This is a genomic window from Corynebacterium sp. LaCa54 (assembly GCF_046717495.1).
GTDB lineage: Bacteria > Actinomycetota > Actinomycetes > Mycobacteriales > Mycobacteriaceae > Corynebacterium > Corynebacterium kefirresidentii.
On sequence record NZ_CP177115.1, the window covers coordinates 2,028,828 to 2,043,676 of the forward strand.

The following is a 14,849-nucleotide window of genomic DNA, read 5'->3' on the forward strand; positions in this document are numbered from 1 at the left end:
TTTTTTATGCCAGTACTATGTGAGCATGAACATTATGAGCTACATCCGTGAAGACTTAGCGAATGCAAGAGATCACGATCCAGCCGCTCGCGGCGACGTCGAAAATGCAATAGTGTACTCCGGCCTCCACGCGGTGTGGTCTCATCGCATTTCGCACTGGATGTGGAAGCGCGGCCTACGCGGGCCCGCGCGCATATTAGCGCAAATTAACCGCTTCTTTACCGGCGTGGAAATCCACCCGGGCGCCACTATCGGTCGCCGCTTCTTTATTGACCACGGCATGGGCATCGTCATCGGTGAAACCGCCGAGATTGGCGATGGCGTCATGCTTTACCACGGTGTCACCCTCGGTGGCCAGGTACTCACTCAGACTAAGCGCCACCCCACCATCGAGGACAATGTAGTCATCGGCGCAGGCGCTAAGGTACTCGGCCCCATCACGATCGGTGAGGGATCGGCCATTGGCGCCAATGCCGTAGTGACGAAGGACGTGCCCGCCGAACATATCGCGGTGGGCATCCCGGCCAAGAACCGCCCACGCAATCCAAATGAGCGCATCAAACTGGTCGACCCCGACTACTACATCTAAATTCTCTCCCAGCGGCCCACAGGCACTTGTGGGCCGCTTTTTATATGCCTTCTGGGCGTAGCAGGTCGCGGTATTCGGGATTCTTTTCTATAAAGTGCGCCACGGCGGAGCAGGAAGCGATGACTTGCTTGCCGACGCCCCGGGCATCATCAAGCGCAGCCTTAATCAACGGCGCAGACAGTCCTTGGCCGCGAAAAGCATCCTTGATGACCGTGTGGTTGAACTCGCGGGTATCGCCCGCGTCTACGTAGTAGCAAGCACCCGCCTCAGTACCGTCCACGGTGAGGACGTAACGGGATTTATCGGTCTGGTGTGCAATAGCGTGTTCCATGCACCTATACTAAAGCAAAAATGGCCCCTCTTAAGAGGAGCCATTATTGTGGCCAGAGCCAGGATCGAACTGGCGACCCCACACTTTTCAGGCGTGTGCTCTACCGACTGAGCTATCTGGCCAGAAACCCGAAGGTTTCCGCGACCTTGACGGGACTTGAACCCGCGACCTCCGCCGTGACAGGGCGGCGCGCTAACCAACTGCGCCACAAGGCCATTTTAAATTATGTGTGCTCTCTGGCACGGATAGTTACTTTACAGAAGACTCCCAACACTCACCAAATCAGCACGTCATAACACTATTCGGGAGCCTGAAGGGGATCGCTTCCTCCTAATTTCATCTCAAAGCGCTCATAGTCTTCCAGTGCGGCAAAGTGTCGCGAGTAAAGGTCGCAATCTCGGTCCACATAGCCATACAGGGCCGGAGCAACATCTACAATGTGGCGCAACTTCAGCTCTTCATACTCTTGCTCGTGAGCTCGGTTAGCAACCTTGCGGTGCGCCTCCTCCTCAGAATCTGCGTAGACGAGGAAGAAGTCTTCCCGGTAGAAATTCCTAAGCTCCGAATCCTGCGACACGAGCTCAAAGACGACAATCCCTACGTATGGTTCCACAGTGCTGACTCTCCTAATTCCTTAGTTAGCGCCAGCGTACCAAAACAAAAAGCAGCAATCGTAGAAACGATTGCTGCTCTTTCTGCGACCTTGACGGGACTTGAACCCGCGACCTCCGCCGTGACAGGGCGGCGCGCTAACCAACTGCGCCACAAGGCCAATCGAATATTAAATTCGTACCAACACTTCCGTGTTGGTACCCCCAACGGGATTCGAACCCGTGCCGCTGCCGTGAAAGGGCAGTGTCCTAGGCCGCTAGACGATGGGGGCCCGTCGCGCTATGGCGACTTCTAGAAATATACTGGAGACCTCACCTAGTTACAAAATCGCTCCCCCAGAAAGATTAGGAACCATGTCTGACCAGCATCAAACGTGCTCCTGTCACGAGCCGCACGTGCACGGATATAACGCAGATTCACAAAGTAAAGATCGCTACCTCGCACGGCTCAAACGTATTGAGGGCCAAACACGCGGCATCCATCGCATGATCGAGGAAGACCAGTATTGCATTGACATTATTACCCAGATTTCGGCCGTGAAGTCAGCGCTAGAAAATGTCTCACTCGCGCTCCTAGAAGACCATATCGAGCACTGCGTGGCCGGTGCTGCCGCCGAGGACGGCGAAGTGGCCACGGAGAAGCTAGAAGAGGCTATGCGCGCTATCAAGAAGATGGTGAAAAACTAAAAGGAGCCACCCGATAAGGTGGCTCCCGTTGTGGGCCCTGTGGGGATCGAACCCACGACCTGCGGATTAAAAGTCCGTAGCTCTACCAACTGAGCTAAAGGCCCAACGTCGTTACATCTTAGCTTGCGACATTTGCAAAGTCCTAATTAGGGGGCGTCGGCAAGCGAAAGGCGCCCAGCTCACCGCTGAGCGCCCGCCAGGACACAGTTAGATTAGCCGCGCATATCGCCCTTTTCCATGAAGTTCACCTGGAAGTCGAAGGCGGTCTTCAAATCGTGCGGGGTGTGCTGGAACTTGTTTTCCTTGGCACGCTTGAAGTAGTCCTCCAGCAGCGGACGGTAGTCCGGGTGAGCGACAGAGATAACCTTCTCCACGCGCTCCTTCGGAGCCAGTCCGCGCAGGTCAGCTACTCCATACTCGGTAATGATGACCATGGTGTCGTGCTCGGTGTGGTCTGTGTGAGACACGAAAGGAACCAGCGCGGAAATGGCGCCATCCTTGGCCACGGACGGCGAGACGAAGGTGGAGATATAGGCGTTGCGGGTGAAGTCACCCGAGCCACCGGTGCCGTTCATGATTCGGGAGCCGGAGACGTTGGTGGAGTTGATATTGCCGTAAATATCGGCCTCAATCATGCCATTGGAAGAAATCAGGCCAACGCGGCGAATGACCTCTGGGTGATTGGAGACCTGCTGTGGGCGAAGAATGATGTGCTTGCGGTAGCGCTCTGCCTCCGCGTTCATCTTCTCGGCATACTCCGGGGAAAGGGCAAAGGAGGTAGCAGAGGCCATGGTCATCTTGCCGGCGTCAATTAGATCAAGCATGCCATCCTGGATAACCTCGGTGTAGGCCTGGATATTTTCAAACTTGGAATCCAGGAGGCCAGCCATCACGGCATTTGGCACGTTGCCCACGCCGGACTGCATGATGAACTTGTCATACTCAAGGCGGCCGGCAGCCACCTCACCCTCAAGGAACTCGATGAAGTTTGCAGCGATCTTTTCCGAGATCTCGTCCGGCTCCTTAAACGGCGCGTTGCGGTCGGGGGCATCGGTCTTGACCACTGCGACCACCTTCTCCTCCGGCACCTCCATGTAGGTGGTACCGATGCGGTCACCCGGCTTGGTGATAGGGATAGGCTGACGGTTCGGCAGCTTTTCGATGCGGTAGATATCGTGCATGCCCTCGAGGTTGATGGACTGCCACTCATTAATCTCGATGATGATCTTATCCGCAGCCTCAATGTATTCGAGGTTATTGCCCACGGCGGAGGACGGGACGACGTGGCCTTCCTCGGTGATGCGCACAGCCTCGATGATGGCTACATGGAAATCACCGTAGAACCCCTCCTCTACTTGCTGGCCAGAGTGAGACAGGTGAATGTCCTGGTAGAGCGCGGTTCCGTCATTGAACTGCTTACGCAAGGTGGGATCGGAGTTATAAGGAGAGCGGAAGCGAATCGCCTCAGCTTCCGCGAGGACGCCATCGCAATCCGGAGCAGTAGAGGCACCAGAGAAGACATCGATCTTAAATTCCTCGCCCTTTTCGTGCAGGGCCTTGGCCTTTTCTGCAATGGCGGTAGGCAGGCCCTTAGGGTAGCCAGCGCCGGTAAAGCCGGAAATGCCTACGCGATCACCGTGGTTTACGTGCTGAGCAGCCTCTTCTGCCGAAACTACGAGCTTCTGAAACGGGGCATACGCGATTCTTTCGGACAAGGGTAATCCTCCTTCATCGAGAGACTAGCCAAAATAACGGCCGTCCTAATTAGTTACACAGACCACATTAGCGAATCTTTGCAAGATTTCCACCACATTTGTGTGACCCCCACCCCATAAAACGGAAATAAGGAACGCCACCACTGTGGCCCTAGTTGCTATTTTGGCCCGTCAACTAGCACAATTGGGGCGTGAATTTGCGCATTGGACACTACGATCTCTCCTCCCCCGTCATCCTCGCCCCGATGGCGGGGGTAACCAACGTTGCTTTCCGCACGTTGTGCCGCGAGCAGGAATTGGCGCGCACTGGCACGGTTTCCGGCCTCTACGTCTGTGAGATGGTCACCGCCCGCGCGCTAGTAGAGCGCAATGAAAAGACGCTGCACATGACAACCTTTGCTCCGCAGGAGGATCCCCGATCACTGCAGATTTATGCGGTGGATCCGGAATATACTTACAAGGCAGCAAAGATGATCGTGGACGAGAACTTGGCGGACCACATTGATATGAACTTTGGCTGCCCGGTTCCCAAGGTGACCCGTCGCGGCGGTGGATCCGCTTTGCCTTATAAGCGACGCCTCTTTGGCAATATTGTCTCCGCCGCCGTCAAAGCTACTGAGGGCACCGACATCCCAGTAACGGTAAAGATGCGCGTAGGCATTGACGATGAACACCATACGCATCTTGATGCGGGGCGCATCGCCGTCGAATCCGGCGCCGCCGCCGTTACCTTGCATGGCCGTACCGCCGCCCAGCGCTATTCCGGTGAAGCACGGTGGGACGAGATCGCCCGACTAAAAGAGCACCTAGCAGACACTGGAGTCCCGGTTTTGGGCAACGGCGATATCTTCCGCGCCGAGGATGCGCGCCGCATGATGGAACAGACCGGTTGCGACGGCGTGCAGGTCGGGCGCGGCTGCCTCGGCCGCCCGTGGCTCTTTGCGGAGCTCGGCGCTGCCCTTCGCGGCGAGTCCATCCCAGCTGAGCCCACCCTGGGTGAGGTTACCCAGGTTATTCTCCGCCACGCAGAGCTACTCGCAGAGCACGATGGCGAGGATAATGCTTCCCGCGACATTCGCAAACACATTGGCTGGTACCTGCGCGGCTTCCCAGTCGGCGGCCAAGTACGCGCGGGCTTGGCCAAGGTGGATTCCCTCGACGCACTGCGAGAAGCTCCTTGGCCCATGGGCAGATTCCGACGCCTTGGCTGCCGATGCCGACGGTGCCCGAGGCCGCCAAGGTTCGCCTTCCAAGGTGGCATTGCCAGATGGCTGGCTCGACGATCCGGAGGATGAATGCGTTCCCGTCGCCGCAGATATTATGAACTCCGGCGGTTAACCTTATTAGGGCATCAGAGCACCCTGGGGTATATAGGTATCGTGCATTTATCTTCCACTTAAGTTGCGCGGGAATGGAAAGTTTTCGCTATTATTTCTGGCATGCGTGCTGCCTACAGGGAACACTTAGACAACTTCTCCCATGACCTCATCGTCATGTGCGATACCGTGCGCACCATCATGGATAAGGCCTCACAGGCGCTAATCCAGGGCGTTTTGGAATCTGCCGAAGAAGCTCTCACTATGACTGAGGAGCTCGATGAGATCCGCACTCGATGCTCGGAGCGCGCCGTAAAACTTTTAGCATTAGAAAACCCCATGGCGCAGGATCTCCGCCAAGTTGTCTCTTCCATCTATATCGTGGAAGACCTCTACCGAATGGGAAAGCTTGCCCAACACATCGCGGATTCCGCACGCCGCCGCCACCCCGATCCCGTGGTGCCTGCGAACTACATGGGCTACTTTGAGGAGCTGTACCGTCTCACTGAAGAGATGGGTTCTGTGCTGCACAGTATTCTCGTTACTCCCGACGCGGATCTATCCGTGAACCTTCGCGCCGATGACGACGCCGTGGACGATATCAACTCTCATCTTTTGCGCCTCCTGACCCAGCGCGAGTGGGAAGGATCCGTCCGAGAGGCAGTGGAGACCTCGCAGATTACGCGCTATTACGAGCGCTATGCCGACCACTGCGTTTCGGTTGCCGGCCACATTATCTACTTGATCACTGGGCTGCTGCCCCACGACTATGCCAAGAAGCTAGAAGAGAGCAAGAAGGACGCGGAGTTCGAGGCCCGTATGGCCGAGCTGGAGCGTCAGTTCCGCCGCTAAGGAATAAAAACTAAGAAACGGGCCGGTTCGAATGAACCGGCCCGTTTTCTCGGACAATCTCTCTACTCTTTAGCCAAAGCGGCCAGAGATATAATCCTCGGTCTCCTTCTGGGAAGGATTCTCGAAGATCTTGGTGGTGTCATCGAACTCCACCAGGTGACCCGGCTTGCCGGTTGCTTCCAGGGAGAAGAAGCCGGTCTTATCGGACACACGGGCTGCCTGCTGCATATTGTGGGTCACGATGACGATGGTGAAGTTCTCCTTCAGCTCGTGGATAAGGTCCTCCACGGCGAGGGTGGAAATCGGGTCTAGGGCGGAACAAGGCTCGTCCATGAGCAGCACCTCTGGCTCCACGGCGATGGCGCGGGCGATGCACAGACGCTGCTGCTGACCACCGGAAAGGCCGCCGCCCGGCTTGTCCAGGCGGTCCTTGACCTCGTCCCACAGGTTGGCGCCGCGCAGGGACTTCTCCGCGACTTCCTTGAGCTTCTTCTTGTTCTTCTCACCGGAAAGCTTGAGGCCAGCCACGACATTGTCCTCAATGGACATCGTGGGGAACGGGTTAGCCTTCTGGAAGACCATGCCGATGGTGTTGCGTACGGATACTGGGTCAACCTTTGGTCCGTAGATATTGGTGCCATCGAGCAGGATTTCACCCTTTACCGAGGCGCCGGGAATGACCTCGTGCATACGGTTGATGGTGCGCAGCACGGTGGACTTACCGCAGCCGGAAGGGCCGATGAATGCGGTCACGGCCTGGGCCGGGATCTGCATATTCACGTTCTGCACGGCGTGGAAGTCGCCGTAGAAAATGTTCACGTCATTGAGCGCGAGCTTAGACATTTGGGAGTTTCTCCTCTAGCAAGTGTATGGCGGAATCGAGTGTTACGGCGTTTTACTTCTTAACCGAGAACTTTGCGGACACGATGCGGGCCGCAATATTGAGGACGGCGATGAGGATAACCAGCGTCAAAGCTGCACCCCAAAGCTTGTCCAGCACGGCTGGCTGAGCGCCGGCCTTGTACATATCCAGCATCATCAACGGGAGCGAGGACTGAGATCCCTTGAAAGCGTCCCAATTGATGACGGAGGAGGAACCAACCAAGACCAGCACCGGCGAGGACTCACCCATCACGCGGGCAATCGCCAGCATGATGCCGGTGACAATGCCGGACAGGGCGGTAGGCAGAACGATACGGGCGATGGTCTTCCATTTTGGTACACCGAGCGCGTAGGACGCCTCACGCAAGTCCATTGGGACCACGCGCAGCATCTCTTCGGTATTGCGCACCACAATCGGAATCATCAGCAGTACCAGGGACAGCGCCACGGCGAAGCCGGAGCGGCCGAAGCCGAAGAGGGTAATCCACATGGCGAAGATGAACAGGGCTGCGACGATGGAAGGCACACCGGACAGGATGTCCACCATGAAGGTAGTGATGCGGCCAAGCCATCCACCCTTGGAGTACTCCACCAGGTAAATAGCGGTGAAGATGCCGATGGGAATGGAGATGACGGAAGCCAAAATGGTTTGCACGAAAGTACCCACGATTGCGTGGGCAGCACCGCCGCCAGCCGAGCTATTCATGATGCCGCGCTGGGAGGCGGTCCACCACTCAGGGTTGAGGATTACCCCACTACCGCGGGCGATGAGTTCCCACAGAACCCACACCAGCGGGACCATAGCCAAAATCATTGCGCCCCAGACCACTGCAGTGGCGATGTTATTGGTCATCTTGCGGGAGCCGGAGATGTCCAGGAATGTCGCGCCGCCTTGGGAGGCAGGCTTGGCATTAGTTGTCGTAGTCATTGATCCTCCCCTCCTTACTTCTTCTTCACGATGGCGCGGGCAATTGCGTTGACCACGAAGGTCAGCAAGAACAGCATGAGGCCGGCGGCGATGTAGGCACCAGCGCGCATCTCGTTACCGAACTCGGCGGATGCCAGGGCGATGGCCGTGGCGAAGGTCGTGCCGCCATCGAAAAGCGAGAAGCGGAAGTCAATCAGCGGGGAGACGACCATGTACAGCGCCATGGTCTCACCCAGCGCACGGCCCAGGCCGAGCATGGAGCCTGCGATATAGCCGGACATGCCGAATGGCAGCACGGTCATGCGGATAACTTCCCAACGGGTAGCGCCCAGCGCCAGGGCGGATTCCACCTGGCCTGGAGGGGTCTGCACGAAGACCTCGCGGGCGGTGGCCGCGATGATCGGCAGAATCATCACGGCGAGCACGATGCCACCGGTAAACAAGTTGCGGCCGGTAGCAAAAGAGGGCGAGTTATCGAAGACATGGAAGAGGAAGAAGCCACCGGCCCAAGACTCCATCCAGGAATAGAAGCCGGATAGCGCTGGGCCGAGAACCTGCCAGCCCCACAGACCATAAACAATGGAAGGAACCGCAGCGAGCATGTCCACCAGGAAGCCGAGAGGTTTGACCAAGCGGGCAGGCGCGTAGTTGGACAGGAAGATGGCAATGGCCAGGGCCACCGGCATAGCCAGCAGGAGGGCGAAGACGGAGATAAGGACGGTGGTACCGAACATGGTCGGGATACCGAACTTCATCGCAGAAGTATCGGTGGTCTCCCAACGGCCACCATAGGTAAAGAAGCCCAAGATGCCGCCGTCGTTGACTCCCAGGGCGGGAACTGCACGCCACAGCAGGAAGGCGGCAATAGCCGCAATCATGACGGTAATAAGTGTTGCCGAAGCAGTGGACAGGAACTCAAAGACACGATCGCCTGGGCGCTTTACTCCGCTATTGGAGCTGGTGGTAGCTACCTCTTCGTGTCCGCTGGTGGAGACTCGCTCGGCAGCGGTGATATTCGCGTCCGCCTGCTCTGGAGCCGTGGTGAGATTATTGTCTGCCATGAGACTGTTAATCCTTTTCAGCGTTGAAAATGGAAAATATCGTTACATACCTGCGCCCCCAAAGCGCGAATCGTGTGCGGCAGTGGGGGCGGGAGGTATTAAGCTTTTACAGCTTTAGCGCTTACTGCAAAGCGTCAACAGCAGCCTTCAGCTTGTCCAGGTGAGCACCCTCAACCGGGATGAAGCCTTGCTCAGCCAGCTGGTCGTCCTGGTGATCCAGGACGGTGGTGAAGAAGGACTTGACCAGCTTGGAGGTCTCCTCATCGTAGCCCTTGGAGCAGACGATGTTGTAGGTGGTCAGGATGAGCGGGTATGCACCCTCGTTATCGGAGGAGAACAGTGCCTCAGAGTCAACAACCATGTTGTGCTCGGAGTCGGTCTTCTTGAACTCCAGGTTTTCCAGAGCCTTGTTGACGGACTCGGTGGAGAGCTCAACTGGGCCGTGGCCGAAGTCAATCTTGGCCTTCTTAACGCCCTCGCCTTCCTTCTGGTCTGCGAAGCCAGCCTCGACGTAGGTGATAGCACCGTCGATGCTTGCAACCTGGTCAGCAACGCCGGAGGAACCGTTCGCACCCTCGCCAACGGTATCCGGGAACTGCTTGCCCTCGGAGTCCCAGTCGCCCGTAGCGGCCTTCAGGAACTTCTGGAAGTTTGCGGAGGTACCGGACTCGTCGGAACGGAAGATGACGGTGATGTCCTTGTCCGGCAGGTCGGTGCCCTCGTTGTCAGCGGCGATAGCCTTGTCGTTCCACTTCTTGATTTCGCCCTTGAAGATCTTGCCCAGGGTCTTGGTGGAAAGGTTGATCTCGGTGTCACCCAGGTTGTAGGCGATTGCAACCGGGCCGATGGTGGTTGGCAGGTGCCATGCCTCGTTGCCGTCGCAACGCTTAGCGGCAGCCTCAACCTCGCCCTCGTCTTCCTTCAGGGCGGAGTCAGAACCAGCGAAGTCAGCCTGGCCGTTGGTGAAGGCCTCAACGCCGGCGCCGGAACCGGAAGCGTTGTAGGACAGGGAAGCGTCTGGGTGATCCTCAGAGAACGCGGTCTGGAAGTAAGACATTGCGTTTTGCTGGGAGGAGGCGCCGTCTCCGACGAGCTCGCCGGAGACGTCCTCGCCGCCAGCGGAATCGGAGGAGGAGCCAGACTCCTCAGAGCAAGCTACGAGAGCGGTAGAGGTTGCGGCTACGATGCCGAAGATTGCGGCGGTGCGCTTGAAGTTGCGAATCACGGGAAAACCCTTTCCGGTGCAGATCAGAGATTGATTGTCCGAGGAAACCGCATCTCCTAGAGAGATATTTCCCGCATCCCGCTTCGCTTTCTGGGGCGAGATGCAGGTGCGCAGGTGCGGTTAACTCACAAGGTGTAAAGCTATCCGCAGGATCTGACCAAAAGGGTGCCAATAGGTGAACGCTGAGTGAACAAACACGGCTCACCCCATGACTTTAATCACATACACCCCATACGACGTGTTCTTCATCAACTTTAAAGCCCAGGCGCTCATATGCTTTCAGCGCCGGATCATTGTCCGCTTCCACATAAAGAATTACCCGCTGAGCGCCCTTTTCCACCATGCGACGCAGACCAATCTGCAGCAGCGGTCCACCCAATTTCTTGCCGCGATAGTCCGCAGCCAAGCCCACCACGTAGACCTCACCGAATCCCGGGGCTTCCTCCGCATGCCATTTGGTCCAGTGGAAGCCGGCTAGGACCGGATCTCCTGCCGTATCCCACAAGAAGAGCAGGTCAGCGGGATCAAACCAATCCGCCTCCATGCCGCGGTGCAGGCGATCTATATCCCGGCCACCTTGCTCAGGGTGCCAGGAAAAAGCCTCATTATTTGCCTTGAGCCACTGCTCCTCCACAAACTCCTGCCCCCATTTTGCTACCGACTCGGAGTAATTGAGCGCCGTCAAAGGCACGTCCTCGGGACGGGCGACAGCAGCGAGCTCTTCTCCCCCAATACCCATAACCACTAGCTTACGGGTGACCTGCAGACCTCGGGAGTGTGCCAGGGCCTGTGCGGCCGGCAGGTTCCCGTGGGCCCAGGCCTGGAGATTGGGGGTTTCCGCGGCGGCGTCGCAAAGCAAAGCCCCATAGCCCTGTCCGCGGAAATCCGGGGCGATAAATAGCTCGGCGGTGGAACCATCCAGCCCAGCCACGCCGCACGGCTTCTTATCTACCCACGCCACCAAGTGGCGATGCTGCAGGCGGGAATCAGTGAGGCCATTAAGGAACTGCTCTGAAAGGGGCGCCATTCCATCCACACGTTCGGCCTGCTCAGCAAGCTCTTCTAGGCGGCTCGCCAGCTCCGGGGAGTCCGGCAGGTTTTCTTCCGTGATACTAAAGGCATTGCTAGTCATAGACCCCAGAATACGTAAGGTAAGAATGAAGGGGTGAGTGTTCTAAGAATTGACCGGCGCATCGTACACATCCTCCTCGTGGTGTGCGTATTCATTGCGGCCTGGGTGGCGGATGCCTGCGTGGCTATGCACACGGAACACAAGGTGGCACAGGCCGTAAAAGCCAATTCACGGCTGGAAAATACGCCAGATGTCTTTATCGGTGGCACCCCCTACGTGTGGGCTGCGGCCTCGAAGGAAATTCCCTATTTGGAGGTCAAGGCGCTCGACGTGGAGGTGCCCAAGCTGGGAATGGTCAATGCTTCGACCGTACTGCGCGATATTACAGTGACCCCAGAACAAGTAATGAACGGCGATATTGAGGGCGCGCCTGTTTCTACCTACTCGCGCGGCATTTCCTTAGACGGGGTGGCGTTGGGCCGCCTGCTGGGAATTACCGATCTATCCATTGCCAACCCAGACGATATCTCCCCTTCCGGTGGCACCTCCGCGGAAGCTGAGCTGACAGGCACCCTGCCTGGCGATACTCACAAGTCCACCGCCAAAGTCACCCTCCGCTTAGTCGGGCCGGAGTTTCGCATGCAGGTCTATGACACCGATGACGAGCGCCTGCAAAAGGCCTTTTCCCTCAACTTTGATACTCGCCAGCTTCCGCTTCCGGCCCAGGCTACCGCGGTAAAAATGCAGGGCGGCACCATCTCCTTCGAAATACAGCGCCGCAATATCAAGGTGCAGCTGGCCCAACTCTCTCCTCTGGAGATTGAAGGCTCGGAGCAAAAGGCCGTGGAAGAGGCAGAAAAGAAAGCCGCCGACACCAAGCACCGGGTGGGACCTGCGCCGCAGGCTAGCGCAGGCGGATAAAGTCCCGGAGCACTTCCTTCATCGTGCGCTTATGGACTTCTCTCCTATCCTGCGGGGCGAATACCTCGATGGCTTCCTTCACGGAGGCTAAGGTAACGGCATCGAAGCGCCCCTCAGATTCCCCGTCGGCCTGGAAGCGCTGCGGTTCGCGGCAGACCAGTTCGACGCGCATGGCATCATCGAAGGCCACCGTCTTTTCTCTGGTCAGCTTATTGAGCCATCCACGTTTATCGGCACCAAAGAGGTGCAGCAGGCCGACGACGCCGCCAAGTCCGCTAAACTCCTCCAGGCCAAAAAGAGCAAGGCCCTCATCAAAAGAATTGCGCGGATTGGTCACAACCGGCAGAGGGCCTAGGAAGGTCCACGGGTTGGTATTGGAGGTAAACATGAGCGGCACATCGTCTTTGCGCAGCTGCTCGCCGGTGCTGGATTCGGCCTTAACCGCAATATGCGGTGGATTCTTCCGCGCGCGGCTCCACGCCCGAATGGCAACATTGAGATAGCGCAGTGGAGTGGCAGAAAATCCTTGCTCGCGCGCCCGGTCCACGCGCGCCAAAACATCCGCATCCAAGCCGAAGCCGGCATTGACGGCAAACCAGCGATCGTTCCACGTGCCCAGGTAAATGGTGCGACGGAGGTTGCGCTCCAGCATGCGCGCCAATACGTGAGTGGCTTCCACCGGAGTATTGGGAAAACCTAGAGCGCGCACGAAAACATTGGCAGACCCGGTAGGAATTACGGCCAGCGCGGGGATGGAGTGGGGGTCGGGGCGCTGCCCATCGGCCGGGCCGAGGAGCCCGTTGACTACCTCGTTGACGGTCCCATCTCCGCCTACAGCGATAATGACGTCATAGTCATCCCTGGTCATTCCCTTGACCATCTCTTCGGCGTGGCCGGGGTGGTGCGTAAATTGCACCTTCAGGCGCAGCCCCTCCACCGCTTGTAGGCAAGGAACGATTTGGCGGAAAAGGGCGTTGGTTTGTGAGGTCGAGTTGGGATTCGAGATCATCAATGCATGCACGAGGCCCAAGTCTAGTAGTTAAATAGGCGGGTTCACGACTAGGCTGGACGCCCATGAGCGAAAATAAAAATGAAACCACTCCCGAAAGCATCGAAACCACCGCGGCTTCCCACCCGGAAAATGATCCGGGAAAGCTCAACGGCAACGATGCCGTGAACCAGGCCGCCGAGCAGTGGAAAGACGCCGCTAGCCGCAATATCCCCGCTCTCGAGCTGGGCGATACCCCGGTACCGGACGATACCGCTAACCTGCGCCAGGGCCCATCGCTGCACGACGGCCTGCTAGGACTGCTCCCCCTCGTGGGCGTCTGGCAAGGCGAGGGCCAGGCACACGATACGCAGGGCCAGGAATATACCTTTGGCCAGCAGCTGGTCATCGCCCACGATGGCGAGAATTACCTCACGTTTAGCTCCCGTACCTGGAAGATTGATACCGAGGGCAAGCCGGAAGGCCCCTCCGTGCGCGAGACCGGCTTCTGGCGCATTTCTGAAAAGGATGAAATCGAGGTCACTTACACCTCTTCAAACGGCATTGTGGAAATCTTCTACGGCGAGCCGTTCAATGACCGCGCATGGCAGCTGGAGTCCGCCTCCACCATGGTCACCGAAACCGGACCGAAAAACCTGGGGCCGGGCAAGCGCATGTACGGCCTGATGCCCAATAACAACCTGGGCTGGGTAGACGAGCGCATGGTTGATGGGGAAATGCGCCCCTACATGTCCGCGGAGCTCACCCGTATCGCTGGCTAGTCCCCTAGCGCTTTATCAATAAGGTCGCGGATAACGTCCACGTTATCCGGGGCCTTTAATTTTTTGTCATTAAGCCGGGTGACTCGGGCGGCAACGCGCACCGAGGACACCAGCCACACTGAGTCCGCCTTTTCCAGATACTCCACGGTGAGCGGCTTGGCTTTGCAGCGATAGCCCTCTTTAGTGGCGTGGGCGAAAAGGGCCGCCTGCGTGGTTCCGGGAAGGATGCCGCGGCCGGCGGCGGTGCGCAGTTTCTCTCCCTTGACGGCCACCACGGTCGAGGTTGCGCCCTCGAGGATTTCTCCGGTGTCCGGATCGGTGAGGATGAGATCCTCAAAGCCCTTATCTCGCGCCATGCGCAGCATCGCCATCGTGGCCGCATAGTTGAGCGTCTTGGCGGGTAATTCCTCCGCTACGTGCCACAGGCGCGGGCTGGTCATGACGGCTACGCCGTGCGCGCGCTGTTCTAAGACCTTCTCCTCGATGGGCTGCACCACGACCCAAGCGCTCGGCCGCCCCGTGGAGGCGCGTCCGCGGGTATAGGTCCAGGTGCATTTAGCATCCCCTGTCTCATCCCCGCAGAAATCCGCAATTGCAAGGCGCGTGGCTTCTTCCCACTTCTCCATGGGTGGTTCCGGCAGATTCATGGTGCGCGCCGAATCGCAGAAGCGTTGCGCGTGCCGCTGCAGGTTAGCGGCTTTTCCTCCGCGTACGAGCAAGGACTCAAAAATGCCATCGCCGCGGGTGACCGCGGCATCATCCGCGTAGACGAGAGGCAGCGTGGGCATATGCCTGCGTACCGACCCTCCAAAGGGCTCCACAACGTAGATGACCGGCTCTTTTCGCGGCGAGAACTTCATAGTTTTGATTATGCCCTACCATCGGTAGT

Annotated in this window: 15 protein-coding genes, 5 tRNA genes and 1 pseudogene; 6 read left to right on the plus strand and 15 right to left on the minus strand. The window is 57.9% G+C overall.

Annotated features, from left to right (window positions below):
- Positions 1-25: 25 nt before the first annotated feature.
- Positions 26-589, plus strand: a complete 564-nt coding sequence (gene epsC, locus ACLI1M_RS09845; RefSeq protein WP_034655513.1) for a serine O-acetyltransferase EpsC — start codon at positions 26-28, stop codon at positions 587-589.
- A 40-nt stretch (positions 590-629) separates the two neighbouring features.
- Here epsC and ACLI1M_RS09850 read toward each other — a convergent pair whose 3' ends face one another.
- From ACLI1M_RS09850 to ACLI1M_RS09875, 6 genes are all read right to left on the minus strand, one after another.
- Positions 630-920 carry a GNAT family N-acetyltransferase gene (locus tag ACLI1M_RS09850; protein WP_023019851.1) on the minus strand — a complete coding sequence of 97 codons (291 nt, stop codon included), beginning with the start codon at positions 918-920 and terminating at the stop codon, positions 630-632.
- 49 nt (positions 921-969) lie between these two features.
- Positions 970-1,042, minus strand: a tRNA-Phe gene (locus tag ACLI1M_RS09855).
- 19 nt (positions 1,043-1,061) lie between these two features.
- Positions 1,062-1,135, minus strand: a tRNA-Asp gene (locus ACLI1M_RS09860).
- Positions 1,136-1,218: 83 nt separating this feature from the next.
- Positions 1,219-1,533 (minus strand): DUF4288 domain-containing protein, encoded by a 315-nt coding sequence (locus ACLI1M_RS09865; RefSeq protein WP_411706549.1) that lies wholly within the window; start codon positions 1,531-1,533, stop codon positions 1,219-1,221.
- 85 nt (positions 1,534-1,618) lie between these two features.
- Positions 1,619-1,692, minus strand: a tRNA-Asp gene (locus ACLI1M_RS09870).
- 35 nt (positions 1,693-1,727) lie between these two features.
- Positions 1,728-1,803: transfer RNA gene (locus ACLI1M_RS09875), tRNA-Glu, on the minus strand.
- Between the two features lie 82 nt (positions 1,804-1,885).
- Between ACLI1M_RS09875 and ACLI1M_RS09880 the strand changes: the two genes are divergently transcribed.
- Positions 1,886-2,218: a metal-sensitive transcriptional regulator gene (locus ACLI1M_RS09880; RefSeq protein WP_023019853.1), complete on the plus strand. Its 333-nt coding sequence runs from the start codon at positions 1,886-1,888 to the stop codon at positions 2,216-2,218.
- A gap of 31 nt (positions 2,219-2,249) precedes the next feature.
- Here the strand turns inward: ACLI1M_RS09880 and ACLI1M_RS09885 are convergent.
- Both ACLI1M_RS09885 and ACLI1M_RS09890 read right to left on the minus strand, forming a co-directional pair.
- Positions 2,250-2,322, minus strand: a tRNA-Lys gene (locus ACLI1M_RS09885).
- A 108-nt stretch (positions 2,323-2,430) separates the two neighbouring features.
- Positions 2,431-3,933 carry an acetyl-CoA hydrolase/transferase family protein gene (locus ACLI1M_RS09890; RefSeq protein ID WP_248100209.1) on the minus strand — a complete coding sequence of 501 codons (1,503 nt, stop codon included), beginning with the start codon at positions 3,931-3,933 and terminating at the stop codon, positions 2,431-2,433.
- Positions 3,934-4,124: 191 nt separating this feature from the next.
- On the opposite strand from ACLI1M_RS09890, the pseudogene dusB reads away from it, so the two are divergent.
- Both dusB and phoU read left to right on the plus strand, forming a co-directional pair.
- A pseudogene (dusB, locus tag ACLI1M_RS09895) lies at positions 4,125-5,271 on the plus strand (tRNA dihydrouridine synthase DusB).
- A 101-nt stretch (positions 5,272-5,372) separates the two neighbouring features.
- Positions 5,373-6,101 (plus strand): phosphate signaling complex protein PhoU, encoded by a 729-nt coding sequence (phoU, locus tag ACLI1M_RS09900; protein WP_248100205.1) that lies wholly within the window; start codon positions 5,373-5,375, stop codon positions 6,099-6,101.
- A 69-nt stretch (positions 6,102-6,170) separates the two neighbouring features.
- Here phoU and pstB read toward each other — a convergent pair whose 3' ends face one another.
- The 5 genes from pstB to mshD all read right to left on the minus strand — a co-directional run bounded on the left by pstB (position 6,171) and on the right by mshD (position 11,329).
- Complete coding sequence (gene pstB / locus ACLI1M_RS09905; RefSeq protein WP_023019857.1) at positions 6,171-6,944, minus strand: phosphate ABC transporter ATP-binding protein PstB; 774 nt, start codon at positions 6,942-6,944, stop codon at positions 6,171-6,173.
- A gap of 52 nt (positions 6,945-6,996) precedes the next feature.
- Complete coding sequence (pstA, locus tag ACLI1M_RS09910; RefSeq protein WP_005325819.1) at positions 6,997-7,911, minus strand: phosphate ABC transporter permease PstA; 915 nt, start codon at positions 7,909-7,911, stop codon at positions 6,997-6,999.
- 14 nt (positions 7,912-7,925) lie between these two features.
- Entirely contained in the window at positions 7,926-8,972 is a 1,047-nt protein-coding gene (gene pstC, locus ACLI1M_RS09915) for a phosphate ABC transporter permease subunit PstC (protein ID WP_023019858.1), read from the minus strand.
- A 121-nt stretch (positions 8,973-9,093) separates the two neighbouring features.
- Positions 9,094-10,197 (minus strand): phosphate ABC transporter substrate-binding protein PstS, encoded by a 1,104-nt coding sequence (pstS, locus tag ACLI1M_RS09920; RefSeq protein ID WP_248100204.1) that lies wholly within the window; start codon positions 10,195-10,197, stop codon positions 9,094-9,096.
- Between the two features lie 214 nt (positions 10,198-10,411).
- Positions 10,412-11,329, minus strand: a complete 918-nt coding sequence (mshD, locus tag ACLI1M_RS09925; protein WP_411706550.1) for a mycothiol synthase — start codon at positions 11,327-11,329, stop codon at positions 10,412-10,414.
- Between the two features lie 33 nt (positions 11,330-11,362).
- Between mshD and ACLI1M_RS09930 the strand changes: the two genes are divergently transcribed.
- The gene (locus tag ACLI1M_RS09930) at positions 11,363-12,190 is read left to right on the plus strand and encodes a DUF2993 domain-containing protein (RefSeq protein ID WP_200288673.1); all 828 of its coding nucleotides are present in this window, start codon (positions 11,363-11,365) and stop codon (positions 12,188-12,190) included.
- On the opposite strand, the gene ACLI1M_RS09935 is transcribed toward ACLI1M_RS09930, so the two are convergent.
- Positions 12,174-13,211: a diacylglycerol/lipid kinase family protein gene (locus ACLI1M_RS09935; RefSeq protein WP_248100200.1), complete on the minus strand. Its 1,038-nt coding sequence runs from the start codon at positions 13,209-13,211 to the stop codon at positions 12,174-12,176. The two genes, ACLI1M_RS09930 and ACLI1M_RS09935, sit on opposite strands and share 17 nt — an antisense overlap.
- Positions 13,212-13,264: 53 nt before the next feature.
- On the opposite strand from ACLI1M_RS09935, the gene ACLI1M_RS09940 reads away from it, so the two are divergent.
- Entirely contained in the window at positions 13,265-13,960 is a 696-nt protein-coding gene (locus tag ACLI1M_RS09940; RefSeq protein WP_248100198.1) for an FABP family protein, read from the plus strand.
- On the opposite strand, the gene ACLI1M_RS09945 is transcribed toward ACLI1M_RS09940, so the two are convergent.
- Entirely contained in the window at positions 13,957-14,820 is an 864-nt protein-coding gene (locus tag ACLI1M_RS09945; protein WP_248100197.1) for an aminodeoxychorismate lyase, read from the minus strand. The two genes, ACLI1M_RS09940 and ACLI1M_RS09945, sit on opposite strands and share 4 nt — an antisense overlap.
- Positions 14,821-14,849: the final 29 nt, after the last annotated feature.

Coding starts and splice junctions, on each gene's coding strand:
- pstB (WP_023019857.1), bottom strand. CDS start 6,944: ATGTCTAAGCTCGCGCTCAATGACGTGAACATTTTCTACGGCGACTTC.
- mshD (WP_411706550.1), bottom strand. CDS start 11,329: ATGACTAGCAATGCCTTTAGTATCACGGAAGAAAACCTGCCGGACTCC.
- pstC (WP_023019858.1), bottom strand. CDS start 8,972: ATGGCAGACAATAATCTCACCACGGCTCCAGAGCAGGCGGACGCGAAT.
- ACLI1M_RS09880 (WP_023019853.1), top strand. CDS start 1,886: ATGTCTGACCAGCATCAAACGTGCTCCTGTCACGAGCCGCACGTGCAC.
- ACLI1M_RS09945 (WP_248100197.1), bottom strand. CDS start 14,820: ATGAAGTTCTCGCCGCGAAAAGAGCCGGTCATCTACGTTGTGGAGCCC.
- ACLI1M_RS09940 (WP_248100198.1), top strand. CDS start 13,265: ATGAGCGAAAATAAAAATGAAACCACTCCCGAAAGCATCGAAACCACC.
- ACLI1M_RS09850 (WP_023019851.1), bottom strand. CDS start 920: ATGGAACACGCTATTGCACACCAGACCGATAAATCCCGTTACGTCCTC.
- phoU (WP_248100205.1), top strand. CDS start 5,373: ATGCGTGCTGCCTACAGGGAACACTTAGACAACTTCTCCCATGACCTC.
- pstA (WP_005325819.1), bottom strand. CDS start 7,911: ATGACTACGACAACTAATGCCAAGCCTGCCTCCCAAGGCGGCGCGACA.
- epsC (WP_034655513.1), top strand. CDS start 26: ATGAACATTATGAGCTACATCCGTGAAGACTTAGCGAATGCAAGAGAT.